Below are 19194 nucleotides of genomic sequence, written 5' to 3'. Positions count from 1 at the left end.
TGACCATTTGGTCAGGCTTTTTGTGTTACTTCTTTACAAATAATGAAGATAGAGATAAACTAATTGTGGGGGAGACCCTAATTCTTAGTAAAATAAAGAAAGGAAGTTACTATGAAATTAAAAAAGACTATTAGTCTACTACTACTCGTCGCTCTAGTACTTGGATGTATTCCAGTTATGCCAAGCTTCGCAGCTTTAAACTGGGATATTGATCCTGTTGGTGCTGGTTCTACTCAAATCTCTGGTCGTGGACTGCCGGGAGCTACAGTCAATGTTCAGATTCAAAACTTTGCTGTTCAAGCAACTGTAGTTGAACCCTCAGGAATCTGGCGTGTTCCTGTTGGTTACAAACTAAATGGTGGAGAGAAAATTATCGTTCAATATGCTGAACCTGGACAACTTTTTGAAACAAGAGAGTTCACAGTTTACGGTGGATCTTCGACTACAACGTCAACGCTAAAACTAGATCCATTAGTGGCAGCTACAAACTCAGTATCTGGTAGTGCTACTCCGGGTGCTACTGTTACCGTTACTGTTAATGGTTACTCCAATTCAGCGATTGCAAACGGATACGGTCGTTTTACCGTAAATCTCTACTTCGCCCTTAAAGCGGGTGATACCGTTTATGCTAGTCAATCGATTAATGGAATATCTTATGGAACGACCTCAGCAGTTGTAGGTTCTACGACAACACCTAGTGCTCTTCAAGCACCTGTCATTACTTACGCAGTTGCTGGTTCCAGAAATGTTTCAGGTACAGGTTTTCCGGGAGCATCTGTCTCTGTTCGTTTTGATAACTTCACTTATTCTGACACTGTCGGAAGTGACGGAAAGTGGACGGTTACAACACCTGTGCTTTTAGCTGGTCAAACAATTGTGGTAACACAAACATATAATCGTGTAACATCAAACCCTGTAACTTATGTCGTTGGTTCTGGTACAGTTGCTCCAGCAGCACAATTTACTGTTTCTCAACCACGTGCTGAAGACATTTATGTCTCAGGTACAGGCGCATCTGGTTCAAAGATTACCGTTCGTGACGATAGCTTCAATCAGATGACTACAACTGTCCTAGCCGATGGAACATGGAAAGTTGCCTTTGGTCCCTTAAAAGCTGGCATGAACATCTATGTTGAACACGAAGGAATTAAGGACATTAAGAATTTACGTGTAGCTCCAAAGGGAAGCATTACAGAAAAACCAACGGTAAATCCTGTTCGTGCTGGAGATACCGTTCTTACAGGTAAGGCGCTTCCATATGCTAAAGTGATCATTCAGTACGCAAAACGAACAGTAAATACGAATGCAGATGGTCAAGGTAACTGGAAGCAAGCAATTTTTGAAGCATCAGTCGGAGATGTTTATACTGTTTCTCAAGAGACAGCGAATGGTATCAGTGACTCTGTAACAGTTAAAGCTTTAGATAAGGCCCTTGTTTTAGCACAACCAACCGTTCAACCTTTTGTAGTTGGCGATACAGTCATCCGTGGTACAGGTGTTCCTGGTGCAACGGTTACGATTACTAATGGATACTTCAAGAAAGAAGCAATCGTTGACTACTTTGGAAAATGGTCTATCGATGTTGGTACGATCTATCAAGGTAGTGAGTATCAAGTGGTTCAATCAAATGCTCAAGGTGTTTCTGCACCTCTAACGGTTAAACCTGGTCTTGCAGTGAATGCTTCTCGTATCTACGGAAACGACCGCATTCAAACGGCAATCGAGATGTCTCGCAAGTTCTACACAAGCTCAAAGAATGTTGTCATTGCACGTAGTGGTGTACCATATGATGCACTTTCTGCTGCACCACTCGCAGGTCAACTCAATGCTCCCATTCTTCTTTCAGCTACTCAAGAACTCGATCGTCGTGTAATGGATGAAATTCGTCGTCTCGGCGCTACAAATATCTACATCCTTGGTTCGAATCAAGCACTCTCACCAAGCGTTGAGTCTGCTCTTAGACAAATGGGTACTGTTACACGTCTCGGTGGATCCACTCGTTATGAAACAAGTGCTATGATCGCTAAGGAAGTGATTCGTTTAACAGGAAATAACTGGAGTTACTTTGTTGTTACTGGTGAGTCTTTTGCCGATGCACTAGCTATCGGTTCAAGAGCAGCACAGTATAAGAGACCTATCCTCTTAGTAAAGAAGAATGAGGTTCCTGCTCCTACACGTGCTATTCTAGATGCATCAAATCATCCGAAACTAACGATCATCGGTGGTGTCGGTGTGATCAGTGAAGCATTAAAAAAAGACTTAGATTATCGCTATGCAACAGTAGAACGTATCGCTGGTTCTACTCGCTACGAAACTGCACTTGAAATTGCTAAGAAGTACTTCGATACACCAAAGACAGTCTTTGTCGTAAACGGAGATGGCTTTGCTGATGCTCTAGTAGCTGGTCCTGTAGCTGGTGCAAACTATGCGCCAATTCTTCTCACAGAGAAGTCTGCTCCAAGCCTAAGCCTACAAAACTATGTAAAAGAAAAGAAGCCTACAACGATCTACGCTGTCGGTGGATATAGTGTCATCGACCAATCTACAATCGATCTACTTACTAGATAGGAGAAATAATGAAAAAAACAATGAGTTTGCTGTTAGCAGTGTTAATGATCTTAACACTCGTACCAACAGCACAAGCCCTTGATGGCCCTGGTTTTATTGCTGTCCAGAAGATGGAACTCTCAGAAGATTCTATAATCTTACCGGTAAACGGTTCTACTCACATTGACGTAACACTTTTCCCTTCTGGTGCAACAGATAAGACTATTAAAAACTACAGCGAAAACCCAGCTGTAGCTACAGTCAGCTTCCAAAACATCAGAGCTATGAAAGAGGGAGCTACAAGAGTTTGGTTTACAGATGCAACCGGTCGCGTTCGTAAGAGCGTCTTCGTCGTTGTAACGAAAACAGGCTCCGCAGAAACACACAAAATCACTGTGAAAAACGGTACATCAAGCACAACGGTGGCTCTAGTAGGCCAAGAGTTTACGATTAAAGCTGATGTGGCCAAAGCTGGTTATCAGTTTGTAGAGTGGAAGGTAAAGTCAGGCGACGTTGAGCTAAAACCGATTAAGACTGCAGAAGCTACAGTCATGATGCAAGGTGCTGACATGACTTTTGAAGCAATCTTTAAAGAAGTTGCTAAGCCAGTTGAGCCACAACCACAACCAACCCTCCCTGGAATGCAAAACATCTCTCGCTTAATGGGACCTGACCGCATTGGTACATCTGTTGCCATTAGCCGTAGTCAATTCCCACAAAGTGCTCCTGCTGTTATTATCGTCCGCAAAGACGACTTCCCAGATGCTCTTTCTGCAAGCGTTCTTGCTAAGGTTATGAATGCTCCAATCTTTTTAAGCAACAGATCTGGTCTAGACATTCGTATCGTTGAAGAGATCATTCGCTTAGGTGCTAAGAAGGCTGTTGTCATCGGTGGTGAAAACGGTCTAAGCACTGTCATCGAATCAGAGCTTCAAAGCATCGTTCCTGAAGTAAAACGTATTGCAGGTACAAGCCGTTACGAGACAAGTGCTTTAGTTGCTAGAGAAATTGCTCGCTTAAATGGTGGTGTACAAGAAGCCTTTATCGCTTCTGGTACTTCTTTCCCAGACGCATTAAGCATTAGCCCTGTTGCATCAAGCAAGGTTGCTCCAATTCTCCTCGTTGCAGGAAATGAGGCTCCAGCAAGCATTCGTGAAGTCATTCAAGAACTTGGTATCCGTTCGACAACAATCGTCGGAGGTACTGGCGTTGTGACAAAGAATGTTGAGAGCCAACTTAACAACGTAAGTCGCCGTATTGGTGGTTTTGACCGTTTCGATACGAGTGCTCAAATTGCAAGAGAGTTTAGTGGCTACGCTTCAGAAGTCTTTGTAGCAAACGGCCGTGTCTTTGCAGACGCTCTCGTTGCTGGACCTTACGCATCACAAAAGAATGCTCCAATCCTTCTCATTGAAGGTTTCAGCATTCCAAGTCCGATCGAAGGATTCCTACGCAACGCTTATGTAAAACGCGCTAATATCGTCGGTGGAGAATCTGTTCTAGGTAAGGCTATCGAAGTTTACCTAGCAAGCTTCCTAAAATAATAAAACACCTTTTCGCAGAAATGCAAAAAGATGAAAACGCACTGAAATGAACGGAAAACGAGCTAATCCCATTTGAATGGGGGTTAGCTCGTTTTTCTTTTGGTCTATGGAAGATAGAGGTAGGCAAACTAGCATTCGCGGAAATGCGAGTCCTTAAAAATTTCAACTTAAAGTTGCTTGAAAAAAGCTCTCTGTGGACATATAACTAAAGAGAGATAGGTCTAGATAGGAGAAGGTATGGATGCAATAAGAGCAGTTAAGCTAACAAAGAGCTATGGTAAAGCGAGGGGGATCGTAGACCTTGACTTAACGGTTGCTGAGGGGGAGTTCTTCGGTTTCATCGGTCCTAATGGTGCAGGTAAATCGACGACGATTCGAACGCTTTTAGGTCTCATTAAACCGACAGGGGGGAGTGCATCCGTTTTAGGTTTCGACATCCTTAAGGATAAGCTCTCTATCTTAAAAAACGTCGGTTATCTTCCTTCTGAGGGAGCCTTTTACCCTGGTATGCGTGTTCGGGATGCCATAAAGTTTTCGAGTGACTTGCGTCGTTCAGACTCTCTTTCTGAAGCTCGGGTGCTTTGTGATCGTCTAGAGCTCGACATGTCTCGAAAGGTTGAAGAGCTTTCCTTTGGTAATAAGAAGAAGGTTGCTATCGTCTGTGCTCTAGCTCATAGGCCAAAGCTTTTAATCTTAGATGAACCTACGAGTGGGCTCGATCCTCTGATGCAAAAGGAGTTCTTTGACATCCTTAAGGAGCGTCATAAGGAAGGGTCTACGATCTTTTTATCGAGTCACGTGTTAACGGAGATTCAGCACTACTGTAACCGTGCAGCCATCATTCGTGACGGTCGCATCATCGCCCTAGATCGTGTGGAGGCTCTTACAAAGACGAATGCTAAGCGCATTACGCTAAAGGGTTCGGTGGATCTTGGTCGTTTATCAGGTGTTCGCGATCTTAGCGTTACCGATGACTCTACGAGCTTTCTATTTAGTGGCTCTACTAACTCTTTGGTTCGCTTCTTATCTACCTTTGATCTTTCAGATCTTACGATTACAGAACCCGATCTAGAAGAGATCTTTTTACACTATTACGAGAGGGGGGAATAAGATGACTCTTTTTAAACACGAATTAAAGACTTCTCGGACTCCCTTTTGGATCTGGACCGTTACTATTAGCTTCTTACTTTCCCTCTGTGTCTTTCTCTTTCCTGAGATGAAAGACAAGATGAGTAGCTTTAACGACATGTTTTCTTCCATGGGTTCCTTATCTCAAGCCTTTGGGATGGATCGCTTAAACATGGGTACACTCGTTGGCTTCTATGCGTTGGAGTGCGGAAATATTTTGGGGCTTGGTGGTGCTTTCTATGCTTCTCTTACTGCCGTTGGAATGCTAAGTAAAGAAGAAAAGGATAAGACCGCCGAGTTTCTCCTTTCTCACCCTATTAGCCGTACTCGAGTTCTTACGGAGAAACTCTGTGCTCTCTTTGTCTTAATTACTTCTTTAAACCTCATCGTCTTTGGTGTTACGGTAGGTACTATTGTTATCATCGGTGAGCCCATTCCTTGGAAGGAAGTTGGTTTGTTGCACGTAAGCTTCTACTTCCTTCAACTTGAACTCGCTGGCGTATGCTTTGGTATCTCATCCTTTTTAAGAAAGTCTGGGGCTGGTTTAGGCTTAGGAATCGCGCTTCTTATGTATGTCTTACATCTAATAGCGAATATTAGTGAGAAGGTGGATTTCTTGAAGTACATCACACCCTTTTCTTACTGTGATGGGGCTGAGATTGTAACCTCTTTGAGCCTCGATACGACAAAGCTTTTTATAGGCCTTTCCTTTGGCCTTCTAGGCATTCTCGTTTCTTACCTTCACTATGTGAAAAAAGATATACAATGAGTCATATTGTAAGTGTGATTCGTTTGTTTTAGACTAGCGTTAGGGGAATTACTAATAAAAAAAGTGGAGATTATTATGAAAAAAACAAAAGCTATACTACTATGTCTCATTACCTTGTGTCTTATGACTCAAATGCTTTCTTTTGCGGCTCCTGCGCCAGAAGAAGCTACGCCTGAAGTCAGGCCTTTAACGGTCTTTCTTCTTCATGAAGACGATGCTTACGTCTCTGGTACGGGAGAGCCTGGTTCTGTCGTTACCCTCTTAGACTCTTACGGTCGCTCTGTTTCTGGGGTCATCGATGGAGCTGGAAATTTCCGCATACCCTTTGGTCCACTCTCTCGTGGAACCATTGTAACCGTTCGTTCCAATGACGCTTCAGCCTACGTCTATGTACAGTCTCGCACGAAGCTCTTTGAACGCCCCGTGATCGATCCTGTAGCGGTCGGTTCTCGTAATCTTTCTGGGTATTCGCTACCTTACGCTAAGATTACTGTAATTCACCGTGACTCGACCTATACGACCGTTTCTGACGCTTCAGGGTACTGGTTTATCGAGGTTCCTCTGACGCTTCCTGGGGATCGTTTTGACGTCTACCAGTCGAACGGTAGTGCCACAAGTGATGGTGTTACCATGCAGGTTGGTGGAGAAGTAGGAGGAGAACTACCCTTTACTGTGACGCCTTTAAAGGTGGGTGACTACATTCTAGAGGGTACGGGTGTTCCCGGTTCTACGATTACCATTATCTACTCGAAAGAAAAGCGTGAGGTGGTCGTCGATCACTACGGGAACTGGAAGATCGATATCGGTCTTATTACCTCAAACTCTGTCTTTACGATCACGCAGTCGAAGGACTCCCTAACTTCTCGTTCTGTGACCGTTAGACCAACATTTTCTGTAAAGGGCACTCGTCTTTTCGGTTCAGACCGCATCGCTACCGCTATCGAGTGCTCTAGAAGATTCTATTCTTCTTGCGATGCTGTGATCCTTGCTCGTAAGGACGTTCCCTTTGATGCACTGGGTGCAGCACCTTTAGCAAGTAAGCTCCGTGCTCCGATTCTATTAACTCGTGCGAATTCTTTAGATTCCAGAGTGCTCTCTGAGATCGAACGTTTGGGTGTTAAGAGAGTCTACCTCTTAGGCTCTTTAAACGCTCTCAGTAAGCGCGTAGAAGACGCTCTTCCTTCATCCCTTTCTGTTACTCGTCTGGGTGGCTCTAACCGCTACGAGACAAGTGTAACAATCGCTAAGGAACTCATCCGTCTCACAGGAGATGCCTCATCTTACTTCATCACTTCTGGTGAATCGTACCACGACGCCCTTACGATCGGTGCGAAGGCCGCTGAACTCTATCGACCGATTCTTCTCGTAAAGCCCAACGAATTACCATCGTCAGCTAAAACTCTTCTCCTTGGCTCCTTTAAGCCAGCGGTTGAAATTATTGGGGGAGAGCGTTCTGTAAGTGCTACCCTAGAACAATCTCTTGGACGCATGGCTCGAAGTGTGACGCGTGTTAAGGGGGCTACTCGCTACGATACAGCGCTCGCTGTCGCTAGGAAGTACTTTAATAAAGCAAAGACCGTCTTTATCGTAAGTGGTGAGGGATTTTCCGATGCGTTGGTCGCAGGACCTCTTGGTGGTCTAAAGCACGCACCTGTACTTTTATCACCAAACAGTGTGGCATTAAACACCCTTGAAAGCTACCTTAAGAACCTGAATCCTCAGACGATGTACCTCTTAGGAGGAACGGGCGTCATTAAGCCTGTCGTCTTTGAACGATATACGAACAACTAAGAGACACAGATGTGTCTCTTTTTTTATATCTATTCTATGTTTAGAATAATTCTAATCGGGTATTTATCTATTACCAGGAAGGAGGAGCGATGTACGAACGCGCCATGGATCTCTTAGTAGACGTTGGGATTAAGCCTTCGTATCAGAGGCTTCTAATCTTGGATTATCTACTTAAACACGACACACACCCGACGGCCGAAACGATCTTTTTAGAACTTAAGAACGAGTCTCCTACAATCTCTAAGGCAACGGTCTATAACACGCTTCATCTCTTTACAGAGTGCGGCCTGTTATCTTCGATGTCACCTGATCATAGTGAGATCCACTACGATCTCGATGTGAGTGAGCATGCACATTTTGTATGCCTTTCTTGTGGAAAGATTCAAAACTTTCCCTATGAACTAAAGTCACTCGATGATTCGCTTGTGGGATTCTCCATCGAACAGGAAGAGATTGTTGTGAGCGGACTATGTAACCAATGTAAACATCATAAGGAGAAAAAATGAACGAAGAAATGAAGACAATTAATTTCCCGCTAATCGGGACAAAGGCTCCGCACTTTGAAGCTACGACAACACAAGGACCCATCTCCTTCCCAGAGGACTTCGCTGGTAAGTGGATTATCCTCTTTAGCCACCCTGCAGACTTTACACCTGTTTGTACGACAGAATTTATGACTTTTGCTAGCATGCACGAGGAGTTTAAGTCTCTAAACTGTGAGCTCGTTGGTCTATCCATCGACTCCATTCACTCCCACCTCGCATGGCTAAGTTCCATCCAAGGTTACACTTGGGAAGGCATCGAGAAGCCACAAGTGAAGTTCCCACTCATTGCAGACATCAAGATGGAGGTTGCAAACCTCTATGGCATGCTTCAAGGTGAGAGCGACACGAGCGCTGTACGTGCCGTCTTCTTTGTCGATCCAGAAGGCATCGTTAAGACCATTCTCTACTATCCATCGAGCTTAGGTCGTAACTTTAAAGAGATTAAACGCATTCTCTTAGGTCTTCAAAAGTCTGAGAAGGATGGCGTTGCACTTCCAGCAAACTGGGAGCCAGGTAAGGATGTCATCGTTCCACCTCCAGGAACATGTGGAGCAATCCAAGAGATTAAAGAGATTGCTAAGGGAGATGGCTACGAGATGAAGGACTGGTTCCTAACCTTTAAGAAAGATAGCGGTAAGTAGTTTCCTCCGTGGGGGCAGGTTTTCCTGCCCTTTATTTTTTTCCTCTCCTTTTCTTTGATTCAAAACCTTTTCATTGTATAATGTACTAAGAATCATTTAAGGAGTATTCATGGATCGTTTGAAGAAGTATTCGCTAGTCCTTGTGGATGCGCTGATCATCGTTCTTAGCTACTGGATCGGGCTTCACATTCGCTTTAGCGTAAAAGAATTTATCGAATTATATCAAAATATCGTATTTCAGTGGATGGCACTCATTGTTGCCATTAAGCTTATCGTTTACATAGCTACTGGCCTTTACCGCATCATGTGGTCTTTCGCAAGTGTCAAGGAGTACATGTACCTCTTTGTCATGAGTGCTATAGCAAACTTTATCTCCATTGCAATACTCATTCTCATTAATAGCCGCATTCCAAAGGGCATTTATCCCGTCGTCGTCATCTTAGATGCATTTTTCTTAGCTGGCGTTCGCGTGCTCTACCGTGTGGCAAGGGGTCCAAACCTCTTTAAAAAGAATGGAACAGCAAAACGCCTTCTCATTGTCGGTGCTGGTGAAGCTGGAGATCTCGTGCTTCGAGAAGTTCGAAGAAACCCTCACCTAGGCTATAACATCGTAGGCTTTGTAGACGACGATAAGAAGAAGATTGGCCGTACGATTCACGGTGTACGAGTTGCAGGCGGTCGTGAAGATCTCGCTCGACTTGTAGAGACGTATGAAGTCGATGAGATTATTATCGCGCTTCCTTCGGCTTCCGATGAAGACCGTAAGGACATCATTGAACGCGCTTATACTACAAAGGCCAAGGTTCGTACCGTTCCCGGCGTCTACCAATTTATCTCCCCAGACTTTAAGTTCACAGATATCCGTGAAGTCTCCATCGAAGACCTCTTACATCGTGATCCGATCGAACTCGATCACGACAAGATGAGGGCTTTCTTGACAGGAAAACGAGTTCTTGTGACGGGAGGCGGTGGTTCTATCGGTAGCGAGCTTTCGAGACAGATTGCATCCTTCAAACCAGCTGAACTCATCCTCTTAGACATATACGAAAACAACGTCTATAATCTTCAGCTTGAGCTTCGTAAGAACTATCCCGACTTAAACCTCGTAGTTCTTATTGACTCTGTTCGTAACTGCGACCGTATGCGCACGATCTTTGAGTCTCATAAGCCAGAGATCGTCTTTCATGCGGCAGCCCATAAGCACGTTCCTCTCATGGAGGATTCTCCGCAGTCGGCAGTTCTTAATAACGTCTTTGGCACCCTAAACCTCGCAAGCTTAAGTGACGAATTTAACGTCGAAAAGTTTGTCATGATCTCTACCGATAAGGCCGTAAACCCGACAAACGTCATGGGTACCACAAAGCGTCTCGGTGAGATGATCGTTCAAGCCTATGACCCTGTAAGTGAGACCGACTTTGTCGCTGTCCGCTTCGGTAATGTCCTAGGTTCTTCCGGCTCTGTCATTCCGCTCTTTCGTAAGCAGATTCGTGACGGCGGTCCTGTAACCGTAACGCATGAAGACATTAACCGCTACTTTATGACCATCCCTGAAGCGAGTGAACTCGTTCTTGCTGCAGGAAGTCTTGCAAGCGGGGGAGAAGTGTTCATTCTAGATATGGGTAAGCCCGTTAAGATCATTGACCTTGCAAAGGACATGATTCGCTTGAGTGGACTCGAACTCGATAAGGACATTAAGATTGAGATTACAGGCTTAAGACCGGGTGAGAAACTCTACGAAGAGCTCCTCTTAGATAAGAGCAAAGCGAAAAAGACACAGTATGAAAAAATTTGGATCGAATCGCCTCCCGTTACAGAACTTCCCGTTCTCATGGAGCGCTTAAAGGTCCTTCGTGAGATCGCTATGACCAACGAAACCGATCGTTTGATCCAATATCTCACCGAGATTGTAGATACCTATAAGCCGAATCGAGCCGGTTATGATCATTAAAGCACCTGCGAAAATTAACCTAAATCTTGAGATTCTAGGTAAGCGTGAGGACGGCTATCATCTGTTAAAAACCCTTATGATGCCCATTCCTCTCTACGACACTCTTCATATCAATCCTTCAGACTCTGATCACTTTACGTGTTCAGAGTCTTCCTTACGTGAAGGAAATCTCGTCCTTCGTGCTCTTTTTCTTCTTAGAGAGCACGTCACGGTACCTCCCGTCACCATCCACTTAGAAAAGCGCATTCCCTTTGGCGCAGGACTAGGGGGAGGTAGCAGTGATGCTGCAAAGACCCTCTTAGCGCTAAGATCGCTCTTTTCACTACCTGTAGACGATGAAACCCTTCATGCTATCGCCTCACAGTTAGGTAGTGACGTACCCTTCTTCTTATCTGACACCATTCAGCTCGCTACGGGCACGGGAACGATTCTTTCTCCCGTTGCACCCTTTTCTGTGCCCTACCTCGTGCTTTTTAAGCCATCCTTTTCCCTCTCTACAAAAGACGTCTATAAGGAGCTAAAACCCTCTGACTACGGTTCTAAGGGTAATGATCTAGAAGCACCTGCTATGCGCTTAGAACCGCGTTTAAAAGCGTTTAAAGAAATTCTAAGAGAAGGCGCTTACTATACGGCCATGAGTGGCTCAGGGACATCGCTTTTTAGTCTCTTTTTAACACGTGAGGAAGCACTTAAAGTTCAAGAGAAACTTCCCGGTGAGTCCTTTTTATTCGAATCAAAAAGACTATCCGAAGATAGTCTTAAAGATGATTCCAATATCCTTTAAAAAAGTCCTTTCCTCGAGGTATTCGAGGTTCATCGAAAGCTTTTTAGGCATGATTTCTTCAATATACGTCTTTTCAGGGTCTTTTGAAGCCTCTAAGAGTGCTCCTTCATTACGATACTCAATCGAAGCAGGATCTGTAATTCCTGGAGGAACCTGTAGGACTTTTCTTTGTTCTTCTGTGTAGAGGTCGACATACTTTTTAACCTCTGGTCTCGGCCCTACAAAGCTCATCTCTCCCTTTAGGACGTTAATGAGCTGTGGAAGCTCATCGAGCTTTGTCTTTCTTAAGAACCTTCCGACTCTCGTTATACGAGGGTCATTATTTTTTGTCACCATCGGTCCTTTTTCATCTTTCATGGTCCTTAGCTTAAGGATCTTAAAGGGCACGCCATTCTTTCCGATGCGTTCTTGCTTAAAAAGAATCGGAAGACCATTCGTAAGTATGAGAATGGGTGCAAAGATGATAAAGAACGGTAGGAGTACGATTAAACCAAAAAAGGACGCGGTAAAATCAAAAATCCTTTTTACAATCATGATAACTCTCCAAGAAGGACTTAATGATGTAGTCAGTCTGTTCTTCCGTTAGTAGAGTGTGCAAGGGTAGCGTTAATACGTTTTCATATTGCTTGAAGCTTTCAGGGTAATCTTCCATCTTAAAGCCTAAGTTTTTATAGGCTGTAAAGAGGGGAAGAGGCTTATAGTGAACGTTTGCAGCAATCTCTTTTTCTGCAAGCTTCTTAATGAGTGCATTTCTACAGTCTGATGTTTCACCAAGAAGTCGAATGAGGTAGAGGTGACAGCTTGAGGTGTAGTCATCTCCTAGGTGCTCTAAGACTTGAAAGCGCTCGTCTTTAAAGGCTTCATTGTACTTTCTTACGATGTTTCTTCGCTTCTCTAGAAGCTCTGGGTAGCGTTTTAGCTGTACGAGACCAATGGATGCAAAGATGTCTGTCATGTTGGCCTTGTAGCCTAGGTGCACGATGTCGTACTCCCAGCTTCCCGCTAAGCTCTTTTCTAACGCCGACTTACTTTGACCGTGGAGGATGAGTAAGTAGAGCTCTTTCTTAATCTTTTCATCATCTAGAGCGAGTTCCTTCTTCCACTGAATCGCTCCACCTTCAGCTGTTGTAAGGTTCTTTACGGCGTGAAAGCTAAAGACACTGAAGTCTGCAACCGTACCGCTCTTTTTACCCTTTTGGACGGCTCCAAAGGAGTGGGCACTGTCACTTAATACGAGAATTCTTCCGAGCTTCTTTTGAAGCTCCGTATCGCCTCTAAAGAGATGTTTCTTTCTCTCTACGATCTCATAGATCTTTTCATAGTCTGCCATTACTCCACCGATGTCTACGGGGATAATAGCCTTGGTCTTTTCTGTAATTAAGCTCTCAAGCTTTTCAAGGTCAAAAAACCAAGTGTTTTCTTTCACATCACAGAGTACGATCTTTGCTCCTACATGGTGTGCACTACTTGCAGAAGCCGTATACGTATAACTCGGTGTAATGACTTCGTCTCCCTCTTTAATTCCAAAGAGTCTTAAGACCGTCTCAAGTCCTGCCGTAGCAGAAGCAACAGCCACCGTCTCAGCACTACCTGTAAATGCTGTGAGTTCCTCTTCAAAGCGCTTTACTTTAGGTCCCGTCGTAATCCATCCGGAACGAAGGGTATCTTGAACCTCTAGAATCTCCTCTTCAGAGATGTCGGGGGGTGAAAATGTAATCTTCATAAAATCTCCTTATCAATAGGGCTATTATACAATAAAAGCGCGGTCTTTTTTTCTTTTCTTTTCCTATCTATGATCATTATATCAAAGCTTTACCTTTTTTTAGTCTTTTAGCGGGCTAATAGGTGGTATCATTACAGAAAGGAGGACTTATGAAAAAGACAATAGCAATCCTATTACTGGTCGTTCTATTACTACCTAGCTTTAGCTTTGCTTTTACACCTCAGATTCAGGTAACGAGCGACAGATTAAACGTAAGAAAGAGCGCAGATCTAAAGAGCCCGGTCGTAAAGACCTTTGAAAAAGGAAGACTTCTTCCCTTAGATAAAAAAGTAGGTCGTTTCTACTGCGTGTCGGGTGGTTTTATCTACGACTACCATACCGTTCTAATTAAGAAAGACAGAGCCATCTATCCAGCGGTTCAAGGACTCGTATTAAGAAGTGAACCGAATCCTAAGAGCACGGTCCTAGAAAAGCTTCCACGCGATGCTAAACTCATCATTAAAGACTACAAAGCTCCTTGGATTCAAGTGAGCGTTAACGGTAAGACGGGTTACGTCATTCGAACCCTCGTGACAGAGCAAAAGGGAACGGTGAGTGCCCCAGTAAAGGGGGGAAAGAAACTTATCGCCCTTACCTTTGACGATGGACCGAGTGCTTATACGAGTGGACTCATAGATACTCTGAATGGCTTAGGTGCGAAGGCCACCTTCTTTGTCGTGGGGGCTAGTGTACCGCGCATGGAAAAGGTCCTAAAGAAGATGGATCAAGGTGGTCATGAAGTCGCGAATCACGGCTGGAACCATCCGCTTTATACGAAGCTTACAAATGAACAAATTCGTAGCCAAGTGAGTCGCACCGATCAGGCGATTAAAAAAGCCATCGGAAAGACACCGAGAGTACTACGCACTCCTTACGGTGGATACAATAAGCGCGTATTGTCGGTATTAAATAAGCCGATGATCTTCTGGTCGATGGATGCCGAAGACTGGAAGGGAAAGAGCCCAGCGACCATCTCCAAATACGTCATTAGCCATAGCTATGACGGTGCAATCATCCTCTTACACGACACGAAACCGAATACCATTCGTGCCGTTCCTACGATCGTAAAGACCCTTCAAGCACAAGGCTATACCTTTGTTACGGTAAGTGATCTTCTAAGCCTAAAGGGAAAATCCTTTACGCCGGGAAAGGTGTATACCAATGCGCGCTAAAAGATTACTCCTCTTATTCTTAGCGCTCTTTATCACATCTGTGAGTTTCGCAGAAACGCGAGAAATCACAGCTCTTACAGGACTAAACCTTAGAAGTGAGCCCAATGGTAAGAGCACGATCCTAAAGTGCATCCCCTTCTCCGACGAAGTGGAGGTCTTAGGAAAGAGCGACTCCTGGCTTAAAGTGAAAACGAGCGATCAAAAGGAAGGCTGGATTCACGAGTACTACACAGAACTTGTAACCATTCCTAATCCCCAACACGTCTTCTTCGTCTGGGGAAACAGTAAAGAAGTTCGCATGTTCTATCTCGCACCTGGCTATGACGTCTCCTATGAAGTGGAAGAAAACGGTGTAAGAAGAAAAGTCGATTCTCGCTTTGTTCCTAATAAGGAGGGGCTCATTAAGGTCACCATGGAACTTAAAAAAGACTCTGAAGTCCTTAAGGAGTCGCGAGAGATCATGGTCTTTAAGAATACGGCCTTCAGAAGAGATGTAAAGGTTACAAAGGGTGTGACGAGCGTAAATACCGTTCCTATCGTAAATAAAAAGTATTCAATTCCTGAGTCCCTTTCGGATGGAATGAATGAGACGGCCCTCATGCAATTTATGCGCATGAGAAGAGCTGCGAGAAAAGAAGGGATTAAGCTCGACTTCTCTTCAAGCTACCGTAGCTACAAGACGCAAAAGACGCTCTATAACTATTACCTTAAAAAAGACCCGAATGCCAACAACTACTCGGCAAAACCAGGCCAAAGTGAACATCAACTGGGTCTCGCCTTCGATCTCGTGGCAAACTCCAGAAGAATCACGAAGGGAAGTAGGGCAGACCGCTTCCTAACGGAACACGCTTTCGAGTATGGCTTTATCCTTCGCTATCCCGAAGGAAAAAAGAATGTTACAGGATATATCTATGAGCCGTGGCACTACCGCTACGTTGGGCCTTACTGGGCCAAGCTTATCAAAGAAAGCGGTGTCACTCTCGACGAATTTTTCGCTGTTCAATATTTTAACGAATAGTTGTCAAGTTTATTTCTAAAATATAATATTATTGAGTACCACATCTTGTGCCCATCGGGTGAAGATGCATCCAAATATAGTGGCGAGAGTTCCAAACCGTTGGAATTCTCGTTTTTTTTCGATTTATCCACAAAGCTGTGATAAAATAGGGACGATTGAAAAGGAGGTGCTATGAAGAAAGCGCTATCAATCGTCCTTTCCATCGCAATGATCTTCACGCTGTTTCTCTTTCCTACGAATGCAGATGCAGCCTCAGGCTCTGTCATTGTCGATGCGAAAGCCGGATTAAATATGCGAGCAAGTGCCACAACTAAGAGCACGATTCTCGCAAAGATTCCCAATCAAACAAAACTAAATTACACGTCCGATGACGGAACGTGGCTTAAGATTACGTATAACGGAAAAGTAGGTTACATTGCAAAGCAATACACGAAGCCTGTAACTCAGGCTACACCAGCTCCTACACCTAAGCCACAGACACCGCCATCGCCGTCCAGTACGACGATTCAGATTACAGCGAGTGATGGACTCAACGTCCGTCAGGCGATGAATACGTCATCGACACTCCTTACGACCATTCCCTATGGTACGAAGGTTCCCGTTATTAGTAAGAGCGGACGCTACTATAAGCTCACTTACAACGGAAAAACGGGCTACGTCTTTGACTACTACACGAAAGTCGTTAGTCAAGTTGTAAATGACCCAACGCCTACGACAGGTGATAGCCTCGGAAAACTTAAAATCACAGCGACCGATGGACTAAACGTTCGAACGAGTGCATCCACGTCGTCTGCGATCGTAACAGCCATCCCTTATAATGCCGAGGTCCCTTTCTATAAGGTCTACGGCAAGTGGTACTACATCACCTACGCTGGTAAGAGTGGTTACATCTATAACTACTACACGAAAGAAATCAGAAATGATGTCGTAACGAAGCCAGCTCCCGTAAGTACAAGTGATGCCAAGGGAACGATTCAAGTGACAGCATCCGACGGCCTTACGATGCGTTCTCAAATGAGTACGTCGTCGAGTGCCCTAGGATCCATTCCCTATAACCAGGTTGTTCCTTTCTACGATAAGTCAGGACGCTGGTATCAAGTGAGTTTCAACGGAATTAAGGGCTACGTCTTCGATTACTACACGAAGGTTATGAGCCTGGAACCAGGCGTCAGCTTACAGGTTGAAGGAGGAACAGCTCTTCCTACGACACTTAAGCTTACGGCATTACCGACAAGTCTCATTAACCCCGTCTTCCGCTTTACCGTGGACGGAGAAGTTCTAAGTGACTTCTCTAAAGTAAGTTCTATTAGCTATTCACCGAATGGAGAAGGCACCAAGAACTTTAAGGTCGAAGCGAGAAGTGAGGATGGAAAGTTCTATACAGAAGAGAAGAGCCTTACCTTTAGCTATGGTACTTTTACAGGAATTCAAGTAAGTACCGATAGCAAAGAAGCTTTCTATAAAGAAAATCTGACCTTTAAAGTAAAACCCATAGGAACTGTTCCAAAGGCCTTAGTAAAGCTTGAGCTTGAAAGATATGGTCAAAGAACGCTCGTAAAAGACTATAGTGAGCTCGATACGGTTAGCTTTAAGCCTGAATTTGAAGGACCCTTCCGCCTCATCATTACAGGAAAGAACCCTTCACCTGTTTCAAGCGACACCTATGAAAAGACCTTTGACTTTACAGCACGTCGTCGTCACGTGACGGCTGTTAGCTTAAACGAAGAGACCTTCTACACCGATTGGGACAACACGTTACACGTATTGGCAGAAGGATCTCCAAATGCTGTCTATCAAGTCTATGTAAACGGTGCACCGCTAAACTACGGCTTTATCGCGAACACCGAGTTTACCTGGAGACCGACACAAGCTGGAACGTACAACATCGTCGTTCGAGCCAAGGATCAATTTGCAGACCGCGTCGAAGCGACGACACAAAGAACGGTTCGCGTTCTTCGTAGGGAAGTGACCAGTCTCGAACTAAGCCTCTTCCCGCCGATGACAGGTAGTTATAAGAGACAAGAGCCGATCACGATCTCTGCAAAAGCAGAAGGTTCACCGATCATCCTCTACCGCTACCTCGTTAATGGAAGTGTCCTTCAAGACTGGACCGAAGAATCAGGGGTAAGCTTCTCAACCGATACACCAGGAACATATACCTTTACCGTTGAAGCGAGAGATCGCGATAGCTACCAAGTGAAAACGCAGACGAGGACCATTATGATTTCAAACGAAGTGGGTTCTGCCCATTACTTTGAAGTGACTTATCATAAACTCACGGCTTCCGAATTTGCTCACCTTGAGTACAACCGTGGATCGAATACGGTACAGAAGAACGGACGCTGGGTGAGTGCGACACTCTCTGACGTCGAAGCGACGATCGACCCGGTAAAAATTCTCGGTTTCGATATCACAGCTGGTATTAAAAATAACTACAACTCCATAGGCGTTGCGACGATTACAACGAATGGTCTAAACGTCAGAGATAAGGCCGATCAAAGCGGTCAGATCCTAGGTCGAGTAAACCGTGGAGAGCGTTTCGATGTCATCGATGTCTTCAACAACTGGATCGAAATTCGCTTCCAAGGTCAACGCGCCTTTATCGCAAGTAACTACGCAACCATCACGAAAAATCCAGAAGAATTCCATCCGATTGGAACACTCGTTCAAATCTATACGCTCGATGGTCTCGCCATGAGATCGGAACCTACGACATCAGCAAGTCAAGTCGGAACGGCAAAAAATGGTGAGGTCTACATCGTCCTTGGAAACTCCTCTGGATGGGTTAAGATCAATAGAAACGGAGTCATGGGTTGGATCTATACGGCCTATACGACGAGCTCTAGCGTACTCGTAGATGCTAAGATTACACGCCAAATTCCTCCGTCGATGTATCAGTTCTTAAACCTCAAGCACTACTCTGGACTGAGTGAAAGAGAACTCAACGAAAAGGTTCTCATCGGTAAGGGCACCCTTGAAGGACAAGGTGCAGCCTTTATCGAAGGATCCAAGACCTTTAACGTAAACGAGATCTACCTCGTAGCTCATGCCTTCCTAGAAAGCGGTAACGGTACGAGTAAGCTCGCAAGAGGTCTCTACTATGACCCTGTGACACAAAAGGCTTCTACGACACCTGTAGGAGACGGAAAGCTCTACTACAACATGTATGGCATCGGAGCGTACGACAATGACCCCATTAACGGTGGCATTAAGCACGCTTATCAAAACGGCTGGGATACACCAGCAAAGGCCATTTCAGGCGGTGCCAAGTGGATCAGCGTTAACTACATTAACTCAGACAAATACAAGCAGAACACGCTCTACAAGATGAAGTGGAACTACACCAACATGTATCATCAGTATGCAACCGATGTCAGCTGGGCAGAGGCTCAAACGTATCAGATGAATAAGATGTACAAAATGGTAGATAACTTCAGCTTCCGCTTTGAAATTCCAGTGTATGGCGTGATCATGGATCGATAAGAAAACGGACTAATCCTGTAAGGGGTTAGTCCTTTTTTTGTTTCAAAAAGCAACATCACAGA

14 protein-coding genes are annotated in these 19194 nt (G+C 44.6%); 12 read left to right on the top strand and 2 right to left on the bottom strand.

Annotated elements, in window-relative coordinates; all coding sequences use genetic code 11:
- Nucleotides 1-111 precede the first annotated feature (111 nt).
- The 9 genes from ACUB3H_RS03985 to ispE all read left to right on the top strand — a co-directional run bounded on the left by ACUB3H_RS03985 (nt 112) and on the right by ispE (nt 11697).
- Nucleotides 112-2568: a cell wall-binding repeat-containing protein gene (locus tag ACUB3H_RS03985; protein ID WP_459129365.1), complete on the top strand. Its 2457-nt coding sequence runs from the start codon at nt 112-114 to the stop codon at nt 2566-2568.
- Nucleotides 2569-2576: 8 nt separating this feature from the next.
- On the top strand, nt 2577-4091 hold the full coding sequence (locus ACUB3H_RS03980) for a cell wall-binding repeat-containing protein (RefSeq protein WP_459129364.1): 1515 nt from the start codon (nt 2577-2579) through the stop codon (nt 4089-4091).
- 237 nt (nt 4092-4328) lie between these two features.
- Nucleotides 4329-5201, top strand: a complete 873-nt coding sequence (locus ACUB3H_RS03975; protein WP_459129363.1) for an ABC transporter ATP-binding protein — start codon at nt 4329-4331, stop codon at nt 5199-5201.
- A gap of 1 nt (nt 5202) precedes the next feature.
- Complete coding sequence (locus ACUB3H_RS03970; protein ID WP_459129362.1) at nt 5203-5988, top strand: ABC transporter permease subunit; 786 nt, start codon at nt 5203-5205, stop codon at nt 5986-5988.
- Nucleotides 5989-6063: 75 nt separating this feature from the next.
- Nucleotides 6064-7779, top strand: a complete 1716-nt coding sequence (locus ACUB3H_RS03965; protein ID WP_459129361.1) for a cell wall-binding repeat-containing protein — start codon at nt 6064-6066, stop codon at nt 7777-7779.
- Nucleotides 7780-7868: 89 nt separating this feature from the next.
- Nucleotides 7869-8285, top strand: a complete 417-nt coding sequence (locus ACUB3H_RS03960) for a Fur family transcriptional regulator (RefSeq protein WP_459129360.1) — start codon at nt 7869-7871, stop codon at nt 8283-8285.
- Nucleotides 8282-8965 (top strand): peroxiredoxin, encoded by a 684-nt coding sequence (locus ACUB3H_RS03955; RefSeq protein ID WP_459129359.1) that lies wholly within the window; start codon nt 8282-8284, stop codon nt 8963-8965. The genes ACUB3H_RS03960 and ACUB3H_RS03955 overlap by 4 nt, the downstream gene beginning before the upstream one ends.
- Before the next feature lie 109 nt (nt 8966-9074).
- Nucleotides 9075-10913, top strand: coding sequence for a polysaccharide biosynthesis protein (locus ACUB3H_RS03950; RefSeq protein WP_459129358.1), 1839 nt, complete (start codon nt 9075-9077; stop codon nt 10911-10913).
- Nucleotides 10903-11697 carry a 4-(cytidine 5'-diphospho)-2-C-methyl-D-erythritol kinase gene (gene ispE, locus ACUB3H_RS03945; RefSeq protein ID WP_459129357.1) on the top strand — a complete coding sequence of 265 codons (795 nt, stop codon included), beginning with the start codon at nt 10903-10905 and terminating at the stop codon, nt 11695-11697. The genes ACUB3H_RS03950 and ispE overlap by 11 nt, the downstream gene beginning before the upstream one ends.
- Here the strand turns inward: ispE and ACUB3H_RS03940 are convergent.
- Nucleotides 11656-12231 (bottom strand): sugar transferase, encoded by a 576-nt coding sequence (locus ACUB3H_RS03940; RefSeq protein ID WP_459129356.1) that lies wholly within the window; start codon nt 12229-12231, stop codon nt 11656-11658. The genes ispE and ACUB3H_RS03940 overlap by 42 nt on opposite strands.
- Nucleotides 12209-13420, bottom strand: coding sequence for a DegT/DnrJ/EryC1/StrS family aminotransferase (locus ACUB3H_RS03935; RefSeq protein WP_459129355.1), 1212 nt, complete (start codon nt 13418-13420; stop codon nt 12209-12211). Before ACUB3H_RS03935 ends, ACUB3H_RS03940 begins: the two co-directional genes overlap by 23 nt.
- Before the next feature lie 149 nt (nt 13421-13569).
- Here ACUB3H_RS03935 and ACUB3H_RS03930 point away from each other — a divergent pair, with 149 nt between their 5' ends.
- The 3 genes from ACUB3H_RS03930 (at nt 13570) to ACUB3H_RS03920 (ending at nt 19132) form a co-directional block, all read left to right on the top strand.
- A complete protein-coding gene (locus ACUB3H_RS03930) occupies nt 13570-14631 on the top strand; it encodes a polysaccharide deacetylase family protein (protein WP_459129354.1) in 1062 nt (353 codons plus the stop codon).
- On the top strand, nt 14621-15649 hold the full coding sequence (locus tag ACUB3H_RS03925; protein ID WP_459129353.1) for a D-alanyl-D-alanine carboxypeptidase family protein: 1029 nt from the start codon (nt 14621-14623) through the stop codon (nt 15647-15649). The genes ACUB3H_RS03930 and ACUB3H_RS03925 overlap by 11 nt, the downstream gene beginning before the upstream one ends.
- A gap of 171 nt (nt 15650-15820) precedes the next feature.
- Nucleotides 15821-19132, top strand: a complete 3312-nt coding sequence (locus tag ACUB3H_RS03920; protein WP_459129352.1) for an SH3 domain-containing protein — start codon at nt 15821-15823, stop codon at nt 19130-19132.
- Nucleotides 19133-19194 lie beyond the last annotated feature (62 nt).

This window comes from Guggenheimella bovis (genome assembly GCF_054492335.1).
The sequence above is the reverse complement of the archived record's forward strand: the minus strand, read 5'-3'. Positions and strand labels throughout refer to the sequence as shown.

Bases quoted from the DNA above. Each gene is read 5' to 3' on its own strand.
- ACUB3H_RS03985 (WP_459129365.1), top strand. From the start codon at position 112: ATGAAATTAAAAAAGACTATTAGTCTACTACTACTCGTCGCTCTAGTA.
- ACUB3H_RS03980 (WP_459129364.1), top strand. From the start codon at position 2,577: ATGAAAAAAACAATGAGTTTGCTGTTAGCAGTGTTAATGATCTTAACA.
- ACUB3H_RS03975 (WP_459129363.1), top strand. From the start codon at position 4,329: ATGGATGCAATAAGAGCAGTTAAGCTAACAAAGAGCTATGGTAAAGCG.
- ACUB3H_RS03970 (WP_459129362.1), top strand. From the start codon at position 5,203: ATGACTCTTTTTAAACACGAATTAAAGACTTCTCGGACTCCCTTTTGG.
- ACUB3H_RS03965 (WP_459129361.1), top strand. From the start codon at position 6,064: ATGAAAAAAACAAAAGCTATACTACTATGTCTCATTACCTTGTGTCTT.
- ACUB3H_RS03960 (WP_459129360.1), top strand. From the start codon at position 7,869: ATGTACGAACGCGCCATGGATCTCTTAGTAGACGTTGGGATTAAGCCT.
- ACUB3H_RS03955 (WP_459129359.1), top strand. From the start codon at position 8,282: ATGAACGAAGAAATGAAGACAATTAATTTCCCGCTAATCGGGACAAAG.
- ACUB3H_RS03950 (WP_459129358.1), top strand. From the start codon at position 9,075: ATGGATCGTTTGAAGAAGTATTCGCTAGTCCTTGTGGATGCGCTGATC.
- ispE (WP_459129357.1), top strand. From the start codon at position 10,903: ATGATCATTAAAGCACCTGCGAAAATTAACCTAAATCTTGAGATTCTA.
- ACUB3H_RS03940 (WP_459129356.1), bottom strand. From the start codon at position 12,231: ATGATTGTAAAAAGGATTTTTGATTTTACCGCGTCCTTTTTTGGTTTA.
- ACUB3H_RS03935 (WP_459129355.1), bottom strand. From the start codon at position 13,420: ATGAAGATTACATTTTCACCCCCCGACATCTCTGAAGAGGAGATTCTA.
- ACUB3H_RS03930 (WP_459129354.1), top strand. From the start codon at position 13,570: ATGAAAAAGACAATAGCAATCCTATTACTGGTCGTTCTATTACTACCT.
- ACUB3H_RS03925 (WP_459129353.1), top strand. From the start codon at position 14,621: ATGCGCGCTAAAAGATTACTCCTCTTATTCTTAGCGCTCTTTATCACA.
- ACUB3H_RS03920 (WP_459129352.1), top strand. From the start codon at position 15,821: ATGAAGAAAGCGCTATCAATCGTCCTTTCCATCGCAATGATCTTCACG.